The organism is Lysobacter sp. OAE881, assembly GCF_040546665.1.
GTDB classification, from domain to species: Bacteria; Pseudomonadota; Gammaproteobacteria; order Xanthomonadales; family Xanthomonadaceae; genus Lysobacter_J; species Lysobacter_J soli.
Map to the genome: position 1 here is coordinate 443,402 of NZ_JBEPOG010000001.1, position 18,974 is coordinate 462,375.

11 protein-coding genes are annotated in these 18,974 nt (G+C 68.8%); 8 read left to right on the top strand and 3 right to left on the bottom strand.

Features of this window, described 5'->3' with window-relative positions:
• Positions 1-14: 14 nt before the first annotated feature.
• Entirely contained in the window at positions 15-2,789 is a 2,775-nt protein-coding gene (gene polA, locus ABIE51_RS02010) for a DNA polymerase I (RefSeq protein ID WP_192632034.1), read from the top strand.
• A 554-nt stretch (positions 2,790-3,343) separates the two neighbouring features.
• On the top strand, positions 3,344-3,835 hold the full coding sequence (locus ABIE51_RS02015) for a DUF421 domain-containing protein (RefSeq protein WP_192632035.1): 492 nt from the start codon (positions 3,344-3,346) through the stop codon (positions 3,833-3,835).
• A 9-nt stretch (positions 3,836-3,844) separates the two neighbouring features.
• Here ABIE51_RS02015 and hemF read toward each other — a convergent pair whose 3' ends face one another.
• Positions 3,845-4,768: an oxygen-dependent coproporphyrinogen oxidase gene (gene hemF / locus ABIE51_RS02020; RefSeq protein ID WP_192632036.1), complete on the bottom strand. Its 924-nt coding sequence runs from the start codon at positions 4,766-4,768 to the stop codon at positions 3,845-3,847.
• A 123-nt stretch (positions 4,769-4,891) separates the two neighbouring features.
• On the opposite strand from hemF, the gene ABIE51_RS02025 reads away from it, so the two are divergent.
• Together ABIE51_RS02025 and ABIE51_RS02030 are read left to right on the top strand one after the other, a co-directional pair.
• On the top strand, positions 4,892-6,565 hold the full coding sequence (locus ABIE51_RS02025) for a DUF3300 domain-containing protein (protein WP_354503277.1): 1,674 nt from the start codon (positions 4,892-4,894) through the stop codon (positions 6,563-6,565).
• A gap of 28 nt (positions 6,566-6,593) precedes the next feature.
• On the top strand, positions 6,594-7,490 hold the full coding sequence (locus tag ABIE51_RS02030) for a DUF2950 domain-containing protein (RefSeq protein WP_192632038.1): 897 nt from the start codon (positions 6,594-6,596) through the stop codon (positions 7,488-7,490).
• Positions 7,491-7,681: 191 nt separating this feature from the next.
• Here ABIE51_RS02030 and ABIE51_RS02035 read toward each other — a convergent pair whose 3' ends face one another.
• Positions 7,682-10,096, bottom strand: coding sequence for a S9 family peptidase (locus tag ABIE51_RS02035; RefSeq protein ID WP_192632039.1), 2,415 nt, complete (start codon positions 10,094-10,096; stop codon positions 7,682-7,684).
• 157 nt (positions 10,097-10,253) lie between these two features.
• On the opposite strand from ABIE51_RS02035, the gene ABIE51_RS02040 reads away from it, so the two are divergent.
• From ABIE51_RS02040 to ABIE51_RS02055, 4 genes are all read left to right on the top strand, one after another.
• A complete protein-coding gene (locus tag ABIE51_RS02040; RefSeq protein ID WP_115842704.1) occupies positions 10,254-11,657 on the top strand; it encodes a cytochrome ubiquinol oxidase subunit I in 1,404 nt (467 codons plus the stop codon).
• Positions 11,657-12,670 (top strand): cytochrome d ubiquinol oxidase subunit II, encoded by a 1,014-nt coding sequence (gene cydB, locus ABIE51_RS02045; protein WP_115842703.1) that lies wholly within the window; start codon positions 11,657-11,659, stop codon positions 12,668-12,670. Before ABIE51_RS02040 ends, cydB begins: the two co-directional genes overlap by 1 nt.
• A gap of 229 nt (positions 12,671-12,899) precedes the next feature.
• Positions 12,900-13,169, top strand: a complete 270-nt coding sequence (locus ABIE51_RS02050) for a YcgL domain-containing protein (protein WP_157028966.1) — start codon at positions 12,900-12,902, stop codon at positions 13,167-13,169.
• Positions 13,170-13,206: 37 nt separating this feature from the next.
• Entirely contained in the window at positions 13,207-16,494 is a 3,288-nt protein-coding gene (locus ABIE51_RS02055) for an ankyrin repeat domain-containing protein (protein WP_192632571.1), read from the top strand.
• 645 nt (positions 16,495-17,139) lie between these two features.
• Here ABIE51_RS02055 and ABIE51_RS02060 read toward each other — a convergent pair.
• Positions 17,140-18,969, bottom strand: coding sequence for a monovalent cation:proton antiporter-2 (CPA2) family protein (locus ABIE51_RS02060; RefSeq protein ID WP_192632040.1), 1,830 nt, complete (start codon positions 18,967-18,969; stop codon positions 17,140-17,142).
• Positions 18,970-18,974 lie beyond the last annotated feature (5 nt).

Consider the following 18,974-nt stretch of genomic DNA (forward strand, 5'->3'; position numbering starts at 1 on the left):
GTAGAATTCCGGTCATGACCGACACGCCCCGCCTCGTCCTCATCGACGGCTCCAGCTATCTCTATCGCGCCTTCCACGCGCTCCCGCCGCTCACCAACGACGCCGGCGAACCCACCGGCGCCCTGTTCGGCGTGGTCAACATGCTGCGCGCGACGCTGAAGGAGCAACCCGCGTACGTGGCCTTCGTCGTCGACGCGCCGGGCAAGACCTTCCGCGACGACCTGTACCCCGAGTACAAGGCCAACCGCGCCGCGATGCCCGACGAACTGCGCGCGCAGGTGCAGCCGATGTGCGACATCGTCAACGCGCTGGGCATGACGATCCTGCGCATCGAAGGCGTCGAAGCCGACGACGTCATCGGCACGCTCGCCGTGCGCGCGGCCGACCAGGGCATCGACGTCACCATTTCCACCAGCGACAAGGACTTCGCGCAACTCGTGCGTCCCGGCATCGCGCTGGTGAACACGATGAGCGGCAGCCGGCTCGATTCGGAAGCCGGCGTGATCGACAAGTTCGGCGTGCGGCCGGACCAGATCATCGACCTGCTCGCGCTCATGGGCGACAGCGTCGACAACATCCCCGGCGTCGAGAAGTGCGGTCCGAAGACCGCGGCGAAATGGCTCGGCGAATACGGCACGCTCGACAACGTCATCGCGCATGCGGAGTCGATCAAGGGCAAGATCGGCGAGAACCTCCGCGCCGCTCTGCCGCGCCTGCCGCTCAACCGCACGCTGACGACGATCCGCACCGACGTCGATCTCGATCGCGGCCCGACCGATCTCGCCCTCCGTGATCGCCATGTCGATGAGTTGCGCGAGCTGTACGCGCGCTACGGCTTCAAGCAGGCGCTGCGCGAGCTCGAAGGCCCCGGCGCGGTGGTCGAGGATCACGCGAACAGCCCGACGGGCCTTCGCAACACGGCCGCCGGCCACGCGCGTTCTGGCGCGCCGGCGGAAGCGGTCGATCCGTCGCTGTCGGCGAAGGGCGATTACGAGGCGATCCTGACGCCGGAGCAGTTCGACGACCTGCTTGCGCGGTTGCGCGATTCGGAGGAGTTTGCGTTCGACACCGAAACCGACTCGCTCGATCCGATGCAGGCCAACCTCATCGGCCTGAGTCTTGCGGCGGAACCGGGTCGCGGCGCGTACCTGCCGCTTGGCCACGATTATCCGGGCGCGCCGAAGCAGCTCGACCGCACCGAGGCGCTGGCCGCGTTGCGCACGCTGTTCGAGGATCCCACGCGCAAGAAGATGGGCCAGCACGGCAAGTACGACCTGCACGTGCTGCGTCGAAACGGCATCGAAGTACGCAATTACGCCGACGACACGATGCTGCAGAGCTTCGTCTACAACGCGACGGCGACGCGTCACGACATGGATTCGCTGGCCAAACGCTATCTCGGCTACGACACGGTCCGCTACGAGGACGTCGCCGGAAAGGGCGCGAAGTCGATTCCGTTCTCGCAGGTGTCCATCGAGGACGCGATGCGTTACGCCGCCGAGGACGCCGACGTCACGCTGCGCCTGCATCGCGTGCTTTCGCCGAAGGTCGAAGCGGTGCCGGGCCTGGCGCACGTGTACCACGAGATCGAAATGCCGCTGGTGCAGGTGCTCGAACGCGTCGAAGCCAACGGCGTGATGGTCGACGCCGACGAACTGCGCCGGCAATCGGCCGACCTCGGCAAGCGCATGCTCGCCGCGCAGCAGAAGGCGACGGAGCTGGCTGGTCGCACCTTCAACCTGGATTCGCCCAAGCAGCTCGGGCAATTGCTGTTCGACGAACTGAAACTGCCGGCGCTGGTGAAGACGCCGTCGGGTGCGCCGTCGACCAATGAGGAAGCGCTGGAAGCGATCGCCGACCAGCACGAGCTGCCGCGGGTGATTCTGGAATACCGCGGGTTGTCGAAGCTGCGCAGCACGTACACCGACAAGTTGCCGGAGATGGTGAACCGCGACACCGGCCGCGTGCATACCAGCTATCACCAGGCCGGCGCGGCGACGGGACGGCTCGCGTCTAGCGATCCGAACCTGCAGAACATCCCGATCCGCACAGACGACGGCCGCCGCATCCGGCAGGCGTTCGTCGCGCCGGAAGGGCGTTGCATCGTCGCGTGCGATTACTCGCAGATTGAGCTGCGGATCATGGCGCACCTGTCGGAGGATCCGAGCCTGCTGCGTGCGTTCGAATCCGGCGCCGACATCCATCGCGCGACGGCGGCCGAAGTCTTCGGCAAACCGTTCGACGAGGTCAGCAACAACGAGCGCCGCGCCGCGAAGGCCATCAACTTCGGCCTGATGTACGGCATGGGCGCGTTTGGCCTGGCGCGGCAGCTGAACATCTCGCGCGGCGAGGCGCAGGATTACATCGCGCTGTACTTCAGCCGATACCCGGGCGTGCGCGACTTCATGGAGCGCACGCGCCAGCAGGCGCGCGAGCAGGGGTACGTGGAAACCGTGTTCGGCCGCCGCCTGTACCTGGACAACATCCACGCGCGGAACCAGGGCCTGCGCGCGGGCGCCGAGCGCGCGGCGATCAATGCGCCGATGCAGGGCACCGCGGCGGATATCATCAAGCTGGCGATGATCTCCATCGACGGCTGGCTGGCCGATCACCGCGACCGCGCGCTGATGGTGCTGCAGGTGCACGACGAACTGGTGTTCGAGGTCGAGACCGGTTTCGTCGACACCCTGGTGAACGAGGCGCGCGACCGCATGTCCCGGGTGGCCGGATTGCGGGTTCCGCTGCTGGTCGACAGCGGTATCGGCGCGAACTGGGACGAGGCCCACTGACCGTTCGTCGGAAGCCGCATCTGGCAGTTTTCGTGCCACGGCCGCCGGGAGGCGGATTTCGCGCGGAACGCGGAGAAAAACGTTTCCAATTCGGTGAATGCCTCCTGAATCCAACGAATTGTTAACCCGGATCTTCACGAACCATCCATGTACGGAATGGTCATATAGGTCGCGACAGGTGCAACGCCTGTCGCCGATCTCTCCCTCCCCTGGAGTGATCCCGGAGCGAAGGCCCCTCCCCAGGTCCCGCTCCCCAGCCCCGCCGGCCCCCCCTGCCTGCGGGGCTTTTTATTTCTGGCGTCGCCAGAAATAAACCCAAAGTTTCGCGTCGCAAAACTTTGGGCCCCCGCGCCGATACTTCCGATCCCCGCGGCTGCCGCCGCGCCCCCTTACCAAGGGGGCTGGATTCTCCGACTGCCACTCAGCGACTTCAGTCCATTCCCCGTCATGCCGGCGAACGCCGGGACCCAGGCCGTCACGCCATCCGCTTGCCGTGAGTTCTCCTCCGGACGCTTTGCCGCTAGCGTTCCCGCATCGCGGAAGCGGAGGCGGCCATGTTCGAGATGTCGATGCCGTGGTGGGAGTTCGTCCTGCGCGCGGTGGTGGTGTACGTCGTGCTGCTGGGGATGATCCGGATCTCGGGCAAGCGGACGATGGGGCAGTTCACCGCATTCGACATGCTGCTGATCGTGCTGCTCGGCAATGCGGTGCAGAACGCGCTGCTGGGCAAGGACACGTCGATGACGGGCGGGCTGCTGCTCGCGGCCACGCTCATCGTGCTGAACTGGTCGGTGGGCCTGCTCACTTCGCGCAGCCGCAAGATGGAGCGCCTGCTCGAAGGGGTGCCGGTCGTGCTCGCGCACAACGGGAACGTCTATCGCGACGTGTTGCGCCGCGAACTGGTCAGCCGCTACGACTTCTCCAAGGCCATGCGCGAGGCCGGCTGCAACGACGTGGACCGCATCCACCTCGCGCTGCTGGAAACCGACGGCCGCATCACCATCCTGTTGCGCGAGCCCCCGGGCGATGGCGACGAGGACGTCTGACTCGCGCGATCAGCCCAGCTCGGCGAGCCAGTCGCGCGGGCGCAGGTAGTCGGCCAGCCGCGCCTCGGGGCTGCCGTCTTCGGGCTCGAAACCGTATTCCCATCGCACCAGCGGCGGCAGGCTCATGAGGATCGATTCGGTGCGTCCGCCCGACTGCAGGCCGAACAGCGTGCCGCGATCGAAGACCAGGTTGAACTCGACGTAGCGGCCGCGGCGGTACAGCTGGAACTGCCGCTCGCGTTCGCCGTGCGGCGTGTCCTTGCGACGTTCGACGATGGGAAGGTACGCATCGAGGAAACCGTCGCCCACGGCGCGCAGGTAGGCGAAGTCGGCATCGGCATCCTCATGCAGGTCGTCGAAGAACAGGCCGCCGACGCCGCGCGTTTCGTTACGGTGCTTCAGGAAGAAATACTCGTCGCACCAGTGCTTGTGCTTCTCGTAGCGCGCCTGGCCGCCGAAGGGTTCGCACTGCTCGCGCGCAGTGCGGTGCCAGTGCAGCACGTCCTCGTCCACCGGATAGAACGGCGTGAGGTCGAAGCCGCCGCCGAACCACCACGCCACCGTTTCACCATCGCGCACGGCGCGGAAATGGCGCACGTTCGCGTGCGTGGTCGGCAGGTGCGGATTGCGCGGATGGAACACCAGCGAGACACCGACCGCGCGCCACGACGCGCCCGCGAGTTCCGGCCGCGCGGCGGTGGCCGACGGCGGCAGCTTCGCGCCGGAGACGTCGGAAAATCCGATCCCCGCCTGTTCGAACACTGAGCCCTCGCGAAGGATGCGCGTGCGCCCGCCGCCGCCTTCGGGCCGCTGCCACACGTCCTCGCGGAAGCGCGCACCGCCGTCGGCGTGCTCGATCGCCGCGCAAATGCGGTCCTGCAGGTCGGTGAGGTAGGCGCGGACGTCGTCGAAGGCCGGGGCAGGCGAGCTCATGTTCACAGGGACATAGCGGGGCAGGCGCGCATGATAGCCGCCGCCCGTTCAGGGGGCCGTCGAAGGACCGGCGTTGCGCCGGGGCCGTCGACGCTCTTCAGGTGTGGGAGGTGTGTGATGCGCATGCTCCGCCCGTGTGTGCTGTCCGCCGTTCTCATCGCCGCGCTGTCGGCAACCGCGTGCAAGCGCGAGGCCGCGCCCGCGGCATCCACTACGCCAGCGCCTGCCGCACCCGCGCCCGCCGTCACGACACCGGCCGCGACGACCGCAGTGCCGGCGCAGCGTGTTTTCGCGCAGGAAGAGCTCGACCAGATGGTCGCGCCGATCGCGCTGTATCCCGATTCGCTGCTGACCCAGGTGCTGATGGCGGCGACGTATCCGGGCAACGTCGCCGACGCCGTCGCGTGGTCGAAGGCGCATCCCGACGCGAAGGGCGACGCCGCGGTGAAGCTGGTCGCGGACCAGCCGTGGGATCCGAGCGTGCAGTCGCTGGTCGCCTTCCCGCAGGTGATGTCGACGCTTTCGCAGGATCCTGGCTGGGTGCAGCGCCTGGGCGATGCGTTCCTCGCGCAGCCGGGCGACATGATGGACGCCGTGCAGCGGCTGCGTCGCGCCGCGCAGGCCGCCGGCAACCTGCAGAGTTCGGAACAGCAGAAGGTGACGGTCGTGGCGGCACCGCCCGCACCGGCGCCGGTCGTGGTCGAAGGCCAGGCGCCACCTCCGCCGCCGCCGACGCAGATCATCCAGATCGAGCCGGCCAATCCCGAAGTCGTCTACGTGCCCAGCTACAACCCGACCACCGTGTACGGGTCGTGGCCGTATCCGTCGTATCCGCCCGCGTACTACCCGCCGGCGCCGGCGTGGTATCCGGGCAGCGTGCTCGCGGCCGGCCTCGCGTTCGGCACGGGCGTCGCGGTCGCCGATGCGCTGTGGGGCGACTGGGACTGGCATGGCGGCGACGTAGACATCGACGTGAACCGCTACAACAACATCAACGTCAACCGGCAGATCGACGCGAGCCGCAGTACGTGGCGGCACGACGCGAATTTCCGCGGCGACGTGCCGTACCGCGATGCGCGCAGCCGCGAGCAGTTCGGCCAGCAGCGACTGCCCGGCGCCGACCAGCGCCAGCAGTTTCGCGGGAACGATGCGGCGCATCAGGCCAATCGCGATCGCGCGCGGCAGGAGATGGAACGCCGCGGCTTCGAAGCACCCGCGGCGAGCAATCGACAGGCCCAGGAGCGCGCGCGCGAAGCGGGACGCGACATCCAGAATCGACCCGGCGGGCTCGATTCGCGTCCCGGACAAGGCGGCGCCGGCGTGCAGCGCGATCCGTCGCGCGAACGCGCCCGCGAGACCGCGCAGGCACGCACGCGGGATGTTTCGCAACGCGACGCGTCACGCGACCACGCGCGCGAGGTCGCGCAGCAGCGCGGCGATCGCGCTCAGGCAGGCACGCATCGCGATGCCGGCCCGCGCACCACGCACGCCAATGCCCAGCAGCGCGACCATGCCCGCAACGAGGCGCGCGGTGCGCAGGCGCAGCACATGCAGCGCTCGCAGGCGAACCAGCCGCGCCTGCAGGATCACGCGCAGCAGCGGCAGACGCACGAGGTCTCGCGCAACAACGCCTTCGAGGGCGCGCGGCATCCGCAGCAGTCACGCCAGCAGCTCGAACGCGGGCAGCAGAGCCGGCAGATGCAGCAGCGGCCGCAATCGCAGCGCTCGGGCGGGCATCAGGTACAGCGGCAGTCGCGCCCGTCGCACGGCGGCGGTGGCGCACGTCGCCGCGGTTGATCGCGCAGGTTCGAGGAGGAGTTCTTCGATGAAACTTGCAAACCCCTTGCTGCTGACCTTGCTGGTCGCGCTGTGCGTTTCGCCGGCCTTCGCGCAGAGCGCCTATCCCACGGCCGACGCCGCGGCCGACGCATTCGTCGCAGCGGTCGAGAAACACGACCAGGCCGCGTTGCAGAAGGTGCTCGGCGCGCAGTGGCGCGACTACATTCCGATGGAAGGCATCGATCGCGAGGACGTCGACGCGTTCCTCGCGATGTGGAAGCAGTCGCATCGCGTCCTCGCTGACGGCGCGACGGCAAAGCTGGCCGTAGGCGACGGCGGCTGGACGCTGCCCATTCCGCTGAAGCAGGACAAGAGCGGCTGGCGCTTCGATCCGAAGGCCGGCGGCGAGGAGATGCGCGTGCGACGCATCGGTCGCAATGAGCTTGCCGTGCTGCAGGCGGTGCAGGCCTACCGCGACGCGCAGCTGGATTACGCCGAGAACGACCACGATGGCGACGGCGTGCTGGAGTACGCGCAGCACATCCTCAGCAGCGACGGAAAGCACGACGGGCTCTACTGGCCCGAAGACGGCAGCGCGGACGTCAGCCCGCTCGGCCCGCTCTTCGGCGACGACCTGCCGAAGGGCGATTACCTCGGCTACCGCTATCGAATCCTGACCTCGCAGGGCGACTCGGCGCCGGGCGGCGCGCGCAACTACCTCGTCGACGGACGCATGACGCGCGGCTTCGCGCTCGTCGCGTGGCCGGCGAAATACGGCGACACCGGCGTGATGAGCTTCATGATCGGCCCGGACGGGCAGGTGTTCGAGAAGGATCTCGGTCCGGGCGGCGAAGCGGTCGCGAAAGGAATGAAGGGCTTCGATCCGGATTCGAGCTGGAGCGAGGCGAAGATGCCGGCGGTGGAGGCTGCGGCGACGCGGTAATCGCCGCGCCTTTTCAGCTGTCATTCCCGCGAAGGCGGGAATCCATCCTTCCATGCCGGCCATCCCTTCTCCCGCTTGCGGGAGAAGGTGCCCGGAGGGCGGATGAGGGCAGGGCGGTGTTGTCGCTTCGCCTGCCCTCACCCCAACCCCTCTCCCGCAGGCGGGAGAGGGGCTAGAGACATCCCTGCCGCTTACTTCAACGTCCGCTCGAACAGCTCGTAGATGCGGCGGTACTCGTCGTACCAGCTGTCCGAACGCGTGAAGCTGTGCCGTTCCAGCGGGTACGGCGCGATTTCCCACTTGTCCTTGCGCAGTTCGATCAGGCGCTGGCTCAGCATCACCGAATCCTTGAAGAACACGTTGTCGTCGATCATGCCGTGCGCGATCAGCAGGTTGTCCTGCAGCTTGTCGGCGAAGTTGATCGGCGAGGAGACCTGGTAGGCCTCCGGATCGAGTTCCGGCGTGTTGAGGATGTTGCTGGTGTACTCGTGGTTGTACTGCGACCAGTCGGCGACCGGACGCAGCGCGGCGCCGGCCTTGAACGTGCCCGGCGAGCGGAACAGCGCCATGAACGTCATGAAGCCGCCGTACGAACCGCCGTAGATGCCGGCGTGGTCCTTGTCGCCCTGCTTGTTGGCGACCAGCCAGTCCAGGCCGTCCAGGTAATCCTCCAGTTCCGGATGGCCCATCTGGCGATAGATCGCCGTGCGCCAGTCGCGGCCGTAGCCTTCGGACGCGCGGTAATCCAGGTCGAGCACCACGTAACCCTGCTGCACGAGCAGGTTGTGGAACATTTGCTCGCGGAAGTAGTTCGGATACCGCTCCGACACGTTCTGCAGGTAACCGGCGCCGTGCACGAACATCACGACCGGATACTTGCGGCCCGGCTCGTAGTTCTTCGGGCCGTAGAACTTGCCCCACACCACGCCCGCGCCATGCTTGCTCGGCACCTGCACGTACTCGGGCTGGATCCACTGGCGGCCCTTGAATTCAGGCTTGCGCGTGTCGGTCAGCTGCGTGGCGTTGCCGCCGGCGGCATTCACCACGGACAGCTGCGGCGGCATGTAGCTGGACGAATGGCGCACGAGCACCTTGCTGCCGTCCGGCGAAAGTGTGAAGTCTTCCACGCCGTCGAGCGAGGTCACTTCGCGCACGTCGCCGCCGGCGACCGGCACGGCGCAGACTTCGTAATCGCCCGGCCACTTGCGGTTGCAGGTGAAGAAGAACGATGCGCCATCGGCCGAAAGCGTCGGCGCCGAGACTTCCCACTTGCCGCTGGTGAGCTGCCGCGATTTGCCGCCGTCGTTCACGTACAGGTGCGAATAGCCGCTGCGTTCGGACAGGAACCACAGCGCGCCGTCGCGGGTCCAGCCGAAATCGTTGAAGCCCCAGTTGATCCACGCCTTGTCGGTGAGGCGGTCGCGCGTGACCAGCTTCGTGCTCGCCGCGTCGCCGCTCGCCGGCGAGAGCGAAACGATCCAGCGATCCTTGTTGTCGACCGCGCGCACGAGCATCGCGACATTGCGCGAGTCGTCGCTCCAGTGGATGGCCGGGCCCGAACCGTCGCCGTCGCTCTCGATGCGGACCGGACGATCGCCCTTCAGCGGATCCTGCTTGGCGGCCTTGCGCATCGCGGCGAGCGGATCGTCCTTGATGCCCGGCAGCGAATCGAACTTCAGTTCGGTCGCCTTCGATGCATTGACGTCCACCAGCCACAGGCGATGCGGCAGCGGATCGTTGCGGCCCACGCGCGTGCGTGCGTCCTCGAATTCCTCGTAACCCGATTCGGTCACGTACTTGGGCATCTTGCCGGCCTGGCCTTCGTCGGCGCCCTTGGCCGTGGTGACGACGAGCAGCCAGCGGCCGTCCGGCGACAGCGCGCTGTCGGCGACGACGACGTCGGTGCCCAGGTACGTCGGCGCGGGTGCGCGCGTGGGATCGGCGCGACGCCAGGCTTCGTTCTGGTCGCGCGCGCCGTCGCGCAGTTCCTTGTCCTTCTTCAGCGTGGCGATCATCGCCAGCTGGCGTTCGCGGAGATCGTCGGCCTTCGGCGGCGCGGCGGGATCCTTTTCGGCCTTCACCACCGCGGCCTGGCTCACGCCGCGACCGGCGCGCCACTGGTACCAGTCGTTGGCCTGGCGGAAGACGAGGTTGCCGTCGCTGCTCCACTGCGGCGTGGCTTCATCGGCATTGGTGCGCGTGACCTGCGTCAGCGCGCCGGTGCGCAGGTCGCGCACGAAGACATCGCCGTTGCGGACGAACGCCATGCGCTGGCGCGATGCGTCGTACACGGCGCGCGGCGCGTCGAGGTCGGCGCGCGCGGCACCGTCGAGCACGGCGCCGTTGCCGCCCGCAACGGGTTGCTGGTACGTGTCGCGGATCGCAGCCCCTTCACGCTTGAGTTGGTACTGAACACGTTGGCCGTCCCAGGCCCACCAGACCTGTTCGACCGGCGGACCGATCCAGTCGGGATCGGCCATGGCCTCGGTCAAGGTGACCGGCGTCTGCGCGCAGGCCGCGCTCGCCAGGAAGGCGCCGGTCGAAAGGACGGCGGCAAGGGAAGTCAGGCGCGCAAGGGAAGTAAGGCGGATGGGACGCGATGGCATGAGGTCGTACCGGCACGGTTGGACAAAACCCCCGCAGCCTAGCAGCCCGCCGCTTTGCCGGATCGGGTCATGCGTCATGGGTGGGACGATTTGGCCGACGACAGCCTGCGCGAGGCGGCACACACTTCGTGCCCGGCCCCACCCGAGGAGCTGAGCCGTGGACCCGCTGCTGCTGTCGCGCATCCAGTTCGGATTCGTCATTTCGTTCCACATCCTGTTCCCGGCCTTCACCATTGGCCTCGCGAGCTGGCTGGCCTTCGTCGAATGGCGCTGGCTGCGCACGCGCGACACGCTCTGGCGCGATCTGTATTTCTTCTGGATCAAGATCTTCGCCGTGTCCTTCGGCATGGGCGTGGTGTCGGGCATCGTGATGAGTTTCCAGTTCGGCACGAACTGGGCGACGCTGAGCGAACAGGCCGGCAACATCCTCGGGCCGCTGCTGAGCTACGAAGTGCTCACCGCGTTCTTCCTGGAAGCGACATTCCTCGGCGTGATGCTGTTCGGCTGGGGACGCGTGAGCGAGAAGCTGCACTTCCTCAGCACCTCGATGGTCGCGCTGGGCACGCTGATTTCCACGTTCTGGATCATCTCGGCCAACAGCTGGATGCAGACGCCGCAGGGCTACAGCATCGTCGACGGCGTGTTCCACCCGGACGACTGGTTCGCGATCATCTTCAATCCGTCGTTCCCGGTGCGGCTGGCGCACATGGTGCTCGCCGCGTTCATCACGACGTGCTTCGTGATCGGCGGCGTCGGTGCGTCGTACCTGCTGCGCGGCGTGCATGTCGATGCAGGCAAGCGGATGCTCAAGGCCGCCGTGTTGTTCGCGGCGATCACGGTGCCGGCGCAGGTCATCGTCGGCGACCTGCACGGACTGAACGCGCTCGAACACCAGCCGACGAAAGTCGCCGCGCTCGAAGGCCACTGGGAAAGCGAGCCCGAGGGCGAAGGGATGCCGTTCGTGGTGTTCGCGGTGCCGAACGAACGCGCCGAACGCAACGATTTCGAATTCGCCATTCCGCGCGCGGGCAGCATCATCCTCACGCATTCGTGGAACGGCGAGATCCCGCCGCTGAAATCCGTGCCGGCCAGCGAGCGTCCGCCGGTGAAACCGGTGTTCTATGCGTTCCGCGTCATGGTCGGGCTCGGCACGCTGATGCTGATCCTCACGCTGTATTCGCTCTACCAGTTCTGGCGCGGACGCCTGTACGAATCGCGCCTGGCGCTGCGTGGCTGGCGCCTGCTGACGCTCGCTGGCTTCGTCTGCATGCTCGCCGGCTGGTACGTCACCGAGATCGGCCGCCAGCCGTACGTGATCTACGGCCTGCTGCGCACGGCGGACGCGGTGAGCCCGACGCTCGCGGCGGCGGCCGTGCTGACGTCGCTGATCGTCTACATGGTCGTGTACTCGATCGTGTTCGGCTCGGGCATGTGGTACCTCACGCGCCTGGTGAAGAAGGGGCCGCTGCCGCACGAACCGCCGCAGCACACGCGCGGCGGCGACAAGACGCCGGCGCGTCCGCTGTCCGCCGCAGGCGAGGATCTCGAGGAGGGCGTGTGATGGACATGGCCACCGTGCTGCCCGTGATCTGGTTCGGCGTGATCGGCTTCGGCGTGCTGATGTACGTCGTGCTCGACGGTTTCGTGCTCGGGCTCGGCATCCTCGCGCCGTTCGCGGAAACCGAAGCGCAGCTCGATCACATGATGAACACCGCCGCGCCCATCTGGGACGGCAACGAAACCTGGCTGGTGCTCGGCGGCGCGGGCCTGCTCGCGGCGTTTCCGAAGGCGTACGCGGTGGTGCTGTCGGCGCTTTACCTGCCGGTGCTGCTCATGCTCATCGCGCTGGTGTTCCGTGGCGTCGCGTTCGAATTCCGCTTCAAGGCCAATCGCGCGAAGTTCGCGTGGGGACTCGCGTTTTCGCTGGGTTCGATGGTGTGCGCGTTCGCACAGGGCGTGATTCTCGGCGCGCTGGTGGAAGGCATGCCGCTGCAGGACGGCAAGTACATGGCCGGCGCGTTTGGCTGGTTCAGCCCGTTCTCGATGCTGACCGGCATCGCGGTGCTGTTCGGCTACGCGCTGTTGGGGTCCACGTGGCTGATCCTGAAAACCGAAGGCCGCATGCAGGACATCGCGCGCGGCCTGACGCGACCGCTGGTGCTGGTCGTCGTCGCGTTCATGGGGTTGGTGAGCGCGTGGCTGCCGTTCCTGGACTCGCGGGTGATGGCGCGCTGGTTCGAGGACGGGAATTTCTGGTGGCTGGCGCCGGTGCCGCTGCTGGCGCTTGCCAACGCCTTCGCGCTGTGGCGCGCGGCGATGCGTCGCGGGCGCGATGCGAAGCCGTTCGTGCTGACGCTGTGCTTCTTCGCGCTGGGCTTCGCCGGGCTGGTGCTCGGCATCTGGCCGAACATCGTGCCGCCCGGCCTGACGATCTGGGACGCCGCCTCGCCGCCGTCGTCGCAGGGCTTCGTGCTGGTGGGCCTGATCGTGCTGCTGCCGGCGATCCTGGGCTACACGTACTGGTCCTACAGCGTGTTCAAGGGGAAGGTCGCGGCGGACGCGGGGTATCACTGAACGCGGGCTCGGAGATTCGGGACTCGGGATTCGGAAGGCTTGCCCCTAGCCCGGCGAAGGACGCTGACCGAAACCTCGACCTCCAAATCTGGAAATGGCCCCCGGGCACGCCTTCACACGCGCGCTTTACGAAACCGGAACCCGGAATCCCGAATCCACGCTTTGCAACGTTATGCTGTGGCGAAAATCTCGCCGCGCCGTCCCCCGCGCGCGCCTGCCGCCGGAACCGATGCAAGCCTACGTCTACAAGAGCCTCCGCAAGGCCGACACCTACGTTTACCTCGCGCAGCGCGACGACTTCGCGCGCCTGCCCGAACCGCTGCGCACGCAGCTGGGCACGCTGCATTTCGTGCTGGAAGTCGCACTGACCCCCGAACGCAAGCTGGCCCGCGAGGACGCCGCCGTCGTGCGCGAGAACCTCGCGCTGCGCGGTTTCCACCTGCAATTCCCGCCGAAGGTCGAAGACCCGATGCTGGAGGACTGGGGCACCGATGCCTGAGTCCACGCCTCCCGTCCGCGCCGTCCGCACCGCGTCGATGCCGCTGCGCATCGGCGGCGTGCTGGCCGGCGGCGTCCTGCTGGGCCTGATCGCGGGCGTCGGCGGCCTCGTCGCCGCGATCGCGGGCGTTCTCGCGCAGCCTTTGAACGCACTCGCCGTACGCGCCTGGCGCGATGGCGGCCTGCCCGGGCGCCGTGAGGCCATCCGCGACGGCATCGCGCTCGCGCTGGTCTGGGGCGGTACCGTCGCCGTGCTCGCCGCGCTGCTCGCCTGGCCGCTGTCCTCGCTGCTTTCCAGCGGCTCGCTGGGCGCCGCGCTCGGCGTGAGCGCCGTCGTGGGCCTCGCGCTGCTCGGCCTGTGGCGCGTGTGGCCGCTGTGGCTCGGCCTGGAACGCGACGGCGGTCCGGTTCGCGAACACTGGCACGCGCTGGGCGAACTCGAACTGGGCGCCTGGCGCGGCCTCGGCGTCGCGGCGATCGTGCTGGCGATGGCGGTGATCGTGGTGGCGCTGGCCTGGCCGTCGCTGCTCGGCGGCGGCGTCCGCTGGACGCTTGCGGCGCTGCTGGCGCTCGGCGCGCCCGCGCTGCACGCGCTGCTCCAGCAGATCGAGCCGGCCGACCCGCTGCCGGGCTTCGCCTTCGAGGCCGATGAGGACGAGGTCGAACTCGACGAGCCGGTCGCGCTGACCGAAGGCGAACCGCTCGCGCCGCTGCTGTACGCCGCCGCGCGCGCCGGCCGCGTGGAGCGCGCGCTGGAGCTGATCGAACTGGGCGCCGACGTCACCGCGCCGCCGCCGGCCGACGATCGCGACCAGCGCAGCCTCGCCGTGCTCGCCGCGGTGTTGCCTGACCTGCGCCTGCTTCGCGCGCTGATCGCCAACGGCGCCGACCTCAACGCGAGCCACGCCGGCATGACGCCGCTGCTGGCCGCAACGCGCGACAGCTGGCACGGGCGCCCCGACGCGGTGATGACGCTGCTGGCCAACGGCGCCGACCCGCGCCTGACCGACAACGAAGGCAACACGCCGCTGCATCACGCCGCGCGCAGTTCCGATCCGGGCGTCGCCGCGCTGCTGCGCGATGCGGCCGCCGAACTGGATCCGCTCAACCGCGACGGCGTCTCCCCGCTCGGCATGGCCTGCGCGGTCGGCAACTGGCGCCTGGCGAAATTCCTGCTGGAACGCGGCGCGCGTCCGGAGCCTGTCGACGGCCAGCCGGCGCTGCTCGCCGCCGCCGGTGGCGAAGAGGACGACGCGGCCGGCGTCGCGCTGCTGCTCAAGCACAAGGCGAAGGTGGACGCGCGCGATCGCCGCGGCCGCACCGCGCTGCATGAGGCCGCGTTCGCCGGACACGTGGACATCGCCGCGACGCTGCTCGCCGCGCACGCCGATCCGTCCATCCGCGACCACGACGGCCGCACGCCGTTCCTCGAAGCCGCGCGCGCCTCGCGCGAATCGCTGCTCGACAAGCTGCTGCAGCACCTGCCGCGGGGCGGCGCCGATGCCGCCACCAGCGCCGACGCGCGGGGCCGCACCGCGCTGATCCTGGCGTGCATGGCCGATTCGCCGTCGCCGACGCTGGTGCAGAAGCTCCTCGACCTGGGCAGCGATGCCGAACACCGCGACGCCGACGGCAAGCGCGCGATCGACCGCGCCGCCGAAGCCGGGCGCTGGTCGCTGGTCGCCGCGCTCGATCGCGCGTACCCGCTGCCGGCCGCGCTCAGCGAGGACGCCGACGACGACGCGCCGCTGCCCGATCGCGCGCCGACCGTGCTGCTGCGCGATGGCCTTCGCGATGGTCGTGCGGACGAACTCGGCGGTCTCGCGCAACTGCTCAGCGCGAAGGAACGCGGCGCGCTGCTGCACGATGAAGATGCCATCGGCTCGGCCGAGCGCGTGCGCTGGCTGCTCGCGCAGGGCGCGGATCCGGAAGTGCGCGATCCGCAGCAGGGCGACACGCCGGTGCACGCGATGCTCGCGCGCATGCCGGAAGCGGAAACGTCGTTGCGCGCACTGCTGGAACGCGCGGTGTCCCCGGCCGGTGCCGGCGGGCTGGCGCGTTTCCTCGCCTCGGCGCAGGGCAGTGCGGGCGATTCCGCATCGCTGGAAGCCCTCGCGCTCGATCTGCTGGAACGCGGCGCCGATCCGTTCGCGCGTTCGCCCGCGGGCGATCCGCCGCTCGCACTCGCCGTCCGCCTCGGCTGGGCGCGCCTGCTCGATCGCCTGCTCGCGATCGGCGTCGACCTCAACGCCCGCGACAGCCATGGCATGAGCGCGCTGCACCTCGCCGCCGCGCTCGGACGCGACGGCATGCTGAAGCGGCTGGTCGCGCACGGCGCGGCGCCGGACCTGCTCGCCGCCGACGGCCAGACGCCGCTCGGCGTCGCGTTGTCGTCGGGACGTCGCGACCTCGCCGACTGGCTCGACTGGCGCGGCTGGCCGCTGCCGCGTCGTCCGCTGCAGGCACAGGACATTCCCGCGGCGGCGATCGTCGGCGATGCGGACGCGGTGCGTCGCCTGCTCGACCTCGGCCTGCCCGTGGATGCCACCGACGCGCAGGGCTGCACCGCGCTGCTGCGTGCGGCCGGCGGTGGCCATCGCGCCGTCGTCGACCTGCTGCTCGCACGCGGCGCGGATCCAGAGCGCACCGCCAACTCGGGCGCGACGCCGCTGTCGGCGGCGGTGAGCATGCGCCACGCCGACATCGTCGACCGCCTGCTCGCCGCAGGCGCGCCGCTGGAGCAGCGACTGCCGGGCGATCTCACCGTGCTGATGGTCGCCTGCGCGCTGGGCCTGACCGATCTGGCCGCGCGCCTGCTCGCCGCGGGCGCCGACGTGCAGGCCTGCGACGCGCAGGGTCGCCAGGCGCTGCATTGCGCGGCGATGTACGGCTTCAACGCGCGGGAGCGTTCGCGCCTGGTCGCGTTGTTCGACACGCTGCTGCTGGCCGGCGTCGATGCCGACCAGCCGGCGGCCGGCGCCACGCCGCTGCTGCTGTTGCTGGGCGCGCGCGCCGAGCCCGGCAGCGACGCCGACGAGGACGTGCTGGTCGCCGGGCTGCAATTGCTGATCGATCACGACGCGTCGCTCGACGCCAAGGACCCGCGCGGCTTCGGCCCGCTGCATCTGGCGGCGCTGCATGGCCTGCCGCGCGTGGTGCAGTTCCTGCTGCGCGCTGGCGCGGATCCGGACCTGCGTGACGCCCTCAACCGCACGCCGCGCGAGATCGCGGTGATGCGCGGCTTCATCGACATCGCGGCGGAATTCGCACCGGCAACGCCGGGGCAGAACCTGTCGATGGCGAGGTTCCTGCGCGAGCCGCGCTAGCGTTTAGCCCCTCTCCCGACGGGAGTGGGGTTGGGGCGATGCATGCGATTGCGCTGGCGCGCGCGATGCCTGCGTTTCAGAGCCCGAATCCAAAATGGATTCCAGCTTTCGCCGGAATGACGAGTGTTGAGCCCCTCTCCCCACGGGAGAGGGGTTGGGGTGAGGGTCGGGGCGTGCGATCGCTCTGGCGCGCGCGATGCCTGCGTTCCTGAGTCCGAAATCAAACCGGATTCCAGCTTTCGCCGGAATGACGAGTGTTTGAGCCCCTCTCCCTCCGGGAGAAGGGTTGGGGTGAGGGTCGGGGCATGCGATCGCGCTGGCGCGCGCGATACCTGCCTTTCCGAGCCCCAAATCGAAATGGATTCCAGCTTTCGCTGGAATGACGAGTGTTTGAGCCCCTCTCCCCACGGGAGAGGGGTTGGGGTGAGGGGCGGGCATGCGATCGCGCTGGCGCGCGCGATACCTGCGTTTCCGAGCCCCAAATCGAAATCGATTCCAGCTTTCGCTGGAATGACGAGTCACTGTGGATCGCGTGACAGCCTGGGTCCCGGCTTTCGCCGGGATGACGGGAGCTCAAGGCGACCGACGATGCGGCCAATGCCCGCGACGTGACGCGCGAGGCTTACCGACGCGAGGCTTACCCCCTCACTCCTCCTCATCCACCGACGCCATGTCCTTGCGCGTGGCGTCGGCAATCTCGTTGAGCACGCCGGTGCCGCTGTCGGCGTTGAACAGTTCTTCCAGCTCGCGGCGCGCATCCTGCGTGGATTGCAGCAGCGCGTCCTCGTCGTCTCGGATCAGCGACTGCGCATGCAGCAAACGCAGGTCGTGGTCGCGGAACTGCTCGGCATGGCTGCGCGCGACGTCCTCGGCGATGCCCAGTTCCACCAGCACCTTCTCGCCCATCTTCAGGCTGCTGTAGAACGTCTCGCGGATCGCGCGCGCGCCCAGGTCCATCAGCTCCCACGCGTGGCGACGGTCGCGTGCGCGGGCGAAGATCGTCGCATCGGGGTACATCCGCCGCATCGTTTCCACCGTGCGCAGGCTTTCCTCCACGCCATCGATGGCGACGACGAACACCTTCACCTGGTCCGCGCCGCAGGAGCGCAGAAGCTCGGGCTTCGCCGGATCGCCGTAGTACACCGGGTTGCCGAAGCGGCGCACGAAATCGACCTGGTCGGCGCTGTGCTCGATCGCGATGAAGCGCGTGTGCTGCGCCAGCAGCAGTCGCGCGACGATCTGGCCGAAGCGGCCGAAGCCGGCGATCAGCACCTCCGGCTGGTCGTTGGGAATCGTGTCGAACGCGCGTTCCTGTTTCCGCGGCGTCGCCGACAGCAGGCGCGCGATGGCGATCACCAGCAACGGCGTGAGCGCCATCGAGATGCCGACCGCGGCGACGAGCCGGTCGCGCGTGGGATCGTCGATCAGGCCGGATTTCACCGCTTCGTTGAAGATCACGAACGCGAACTCGCCGCCGAGCGCGAGCACCGCGCCCAGCCGCAGCGACTCGCGCGTGTCCAGCCCGCCGGGTATGCGGCCGACGAAGTACAGGATCGAGAACTTCACCATCAGCAGCGCGATGGCGAGCCCGGTGATGAGCACCGGTTCGGACAGCACGCGGTCCAGGTCGATGCTCATGCCCACGGCCATGAAGAACAGGCCGAGCAGCAGTCCCTTGAACGGATCGATCTGCGCTTCAAGCTCGTGGCGGAATTCCGAATCGGCCAGCAGCACGCCCGCGAGGAACGCGCCCAGGCCCGCCGACAGCCCGGCGCCCTGCATGATCCACGCGGTGCCGAGCACCACCAGCAGCGCCGCGCCGGTGAAGACTTCCGGCATCTGCACGCGCGCGATGATGCGGAACACCTGACGCAGCGCGAAGCGGCCGCCGATCACCACCACGGCGATCGCGCCGAGCGCCTTGGCGACCTCGTCCCAGCCGAGGTTGTCCGCGGCGCCGGCGCGGCCGAGCAGCGGAATCGCCGCCAGCAGCGGGATCGCCGCGAGATCCTGGAACAGCAGGATCGCGAAGCCCAGCCGACCGTGGTCGGTCGTCATCGCCTTGCGTTCGGACAGCAGCTGCAGGCCGATGGCCGTGGACGAGAACGCCAGGCCCATGCCGATCACCAGCGCCGCCTGCCACGACGTGCCCGCGATCATCGCTGCGGCGCCGATGGCGAGCGCGCTCAATGCGACCTGTGCGCCGCCCGCGCCGAAGATCGGCTTGCGCATGACGCGCAGGCGCGCCGGCGACAATTCCAGCCCGATCACGAACAGCAGCATCACCACGCCGATTTCCGCCGCGGTCAGCACCGGCTCGGCATTGGCGACGAAACGAAGGCCGTACGGCCCGAGTGTCACGCCCGCGGCGAGATAGCCCAGCACGGCGCCCAGGCCGAAACGACGGAACACCGGCACCGCGATCACCGCGGCCAGCAGGAAGACCAATGCGAGTTCGAGACCGCCGCCGTGCATGAAAC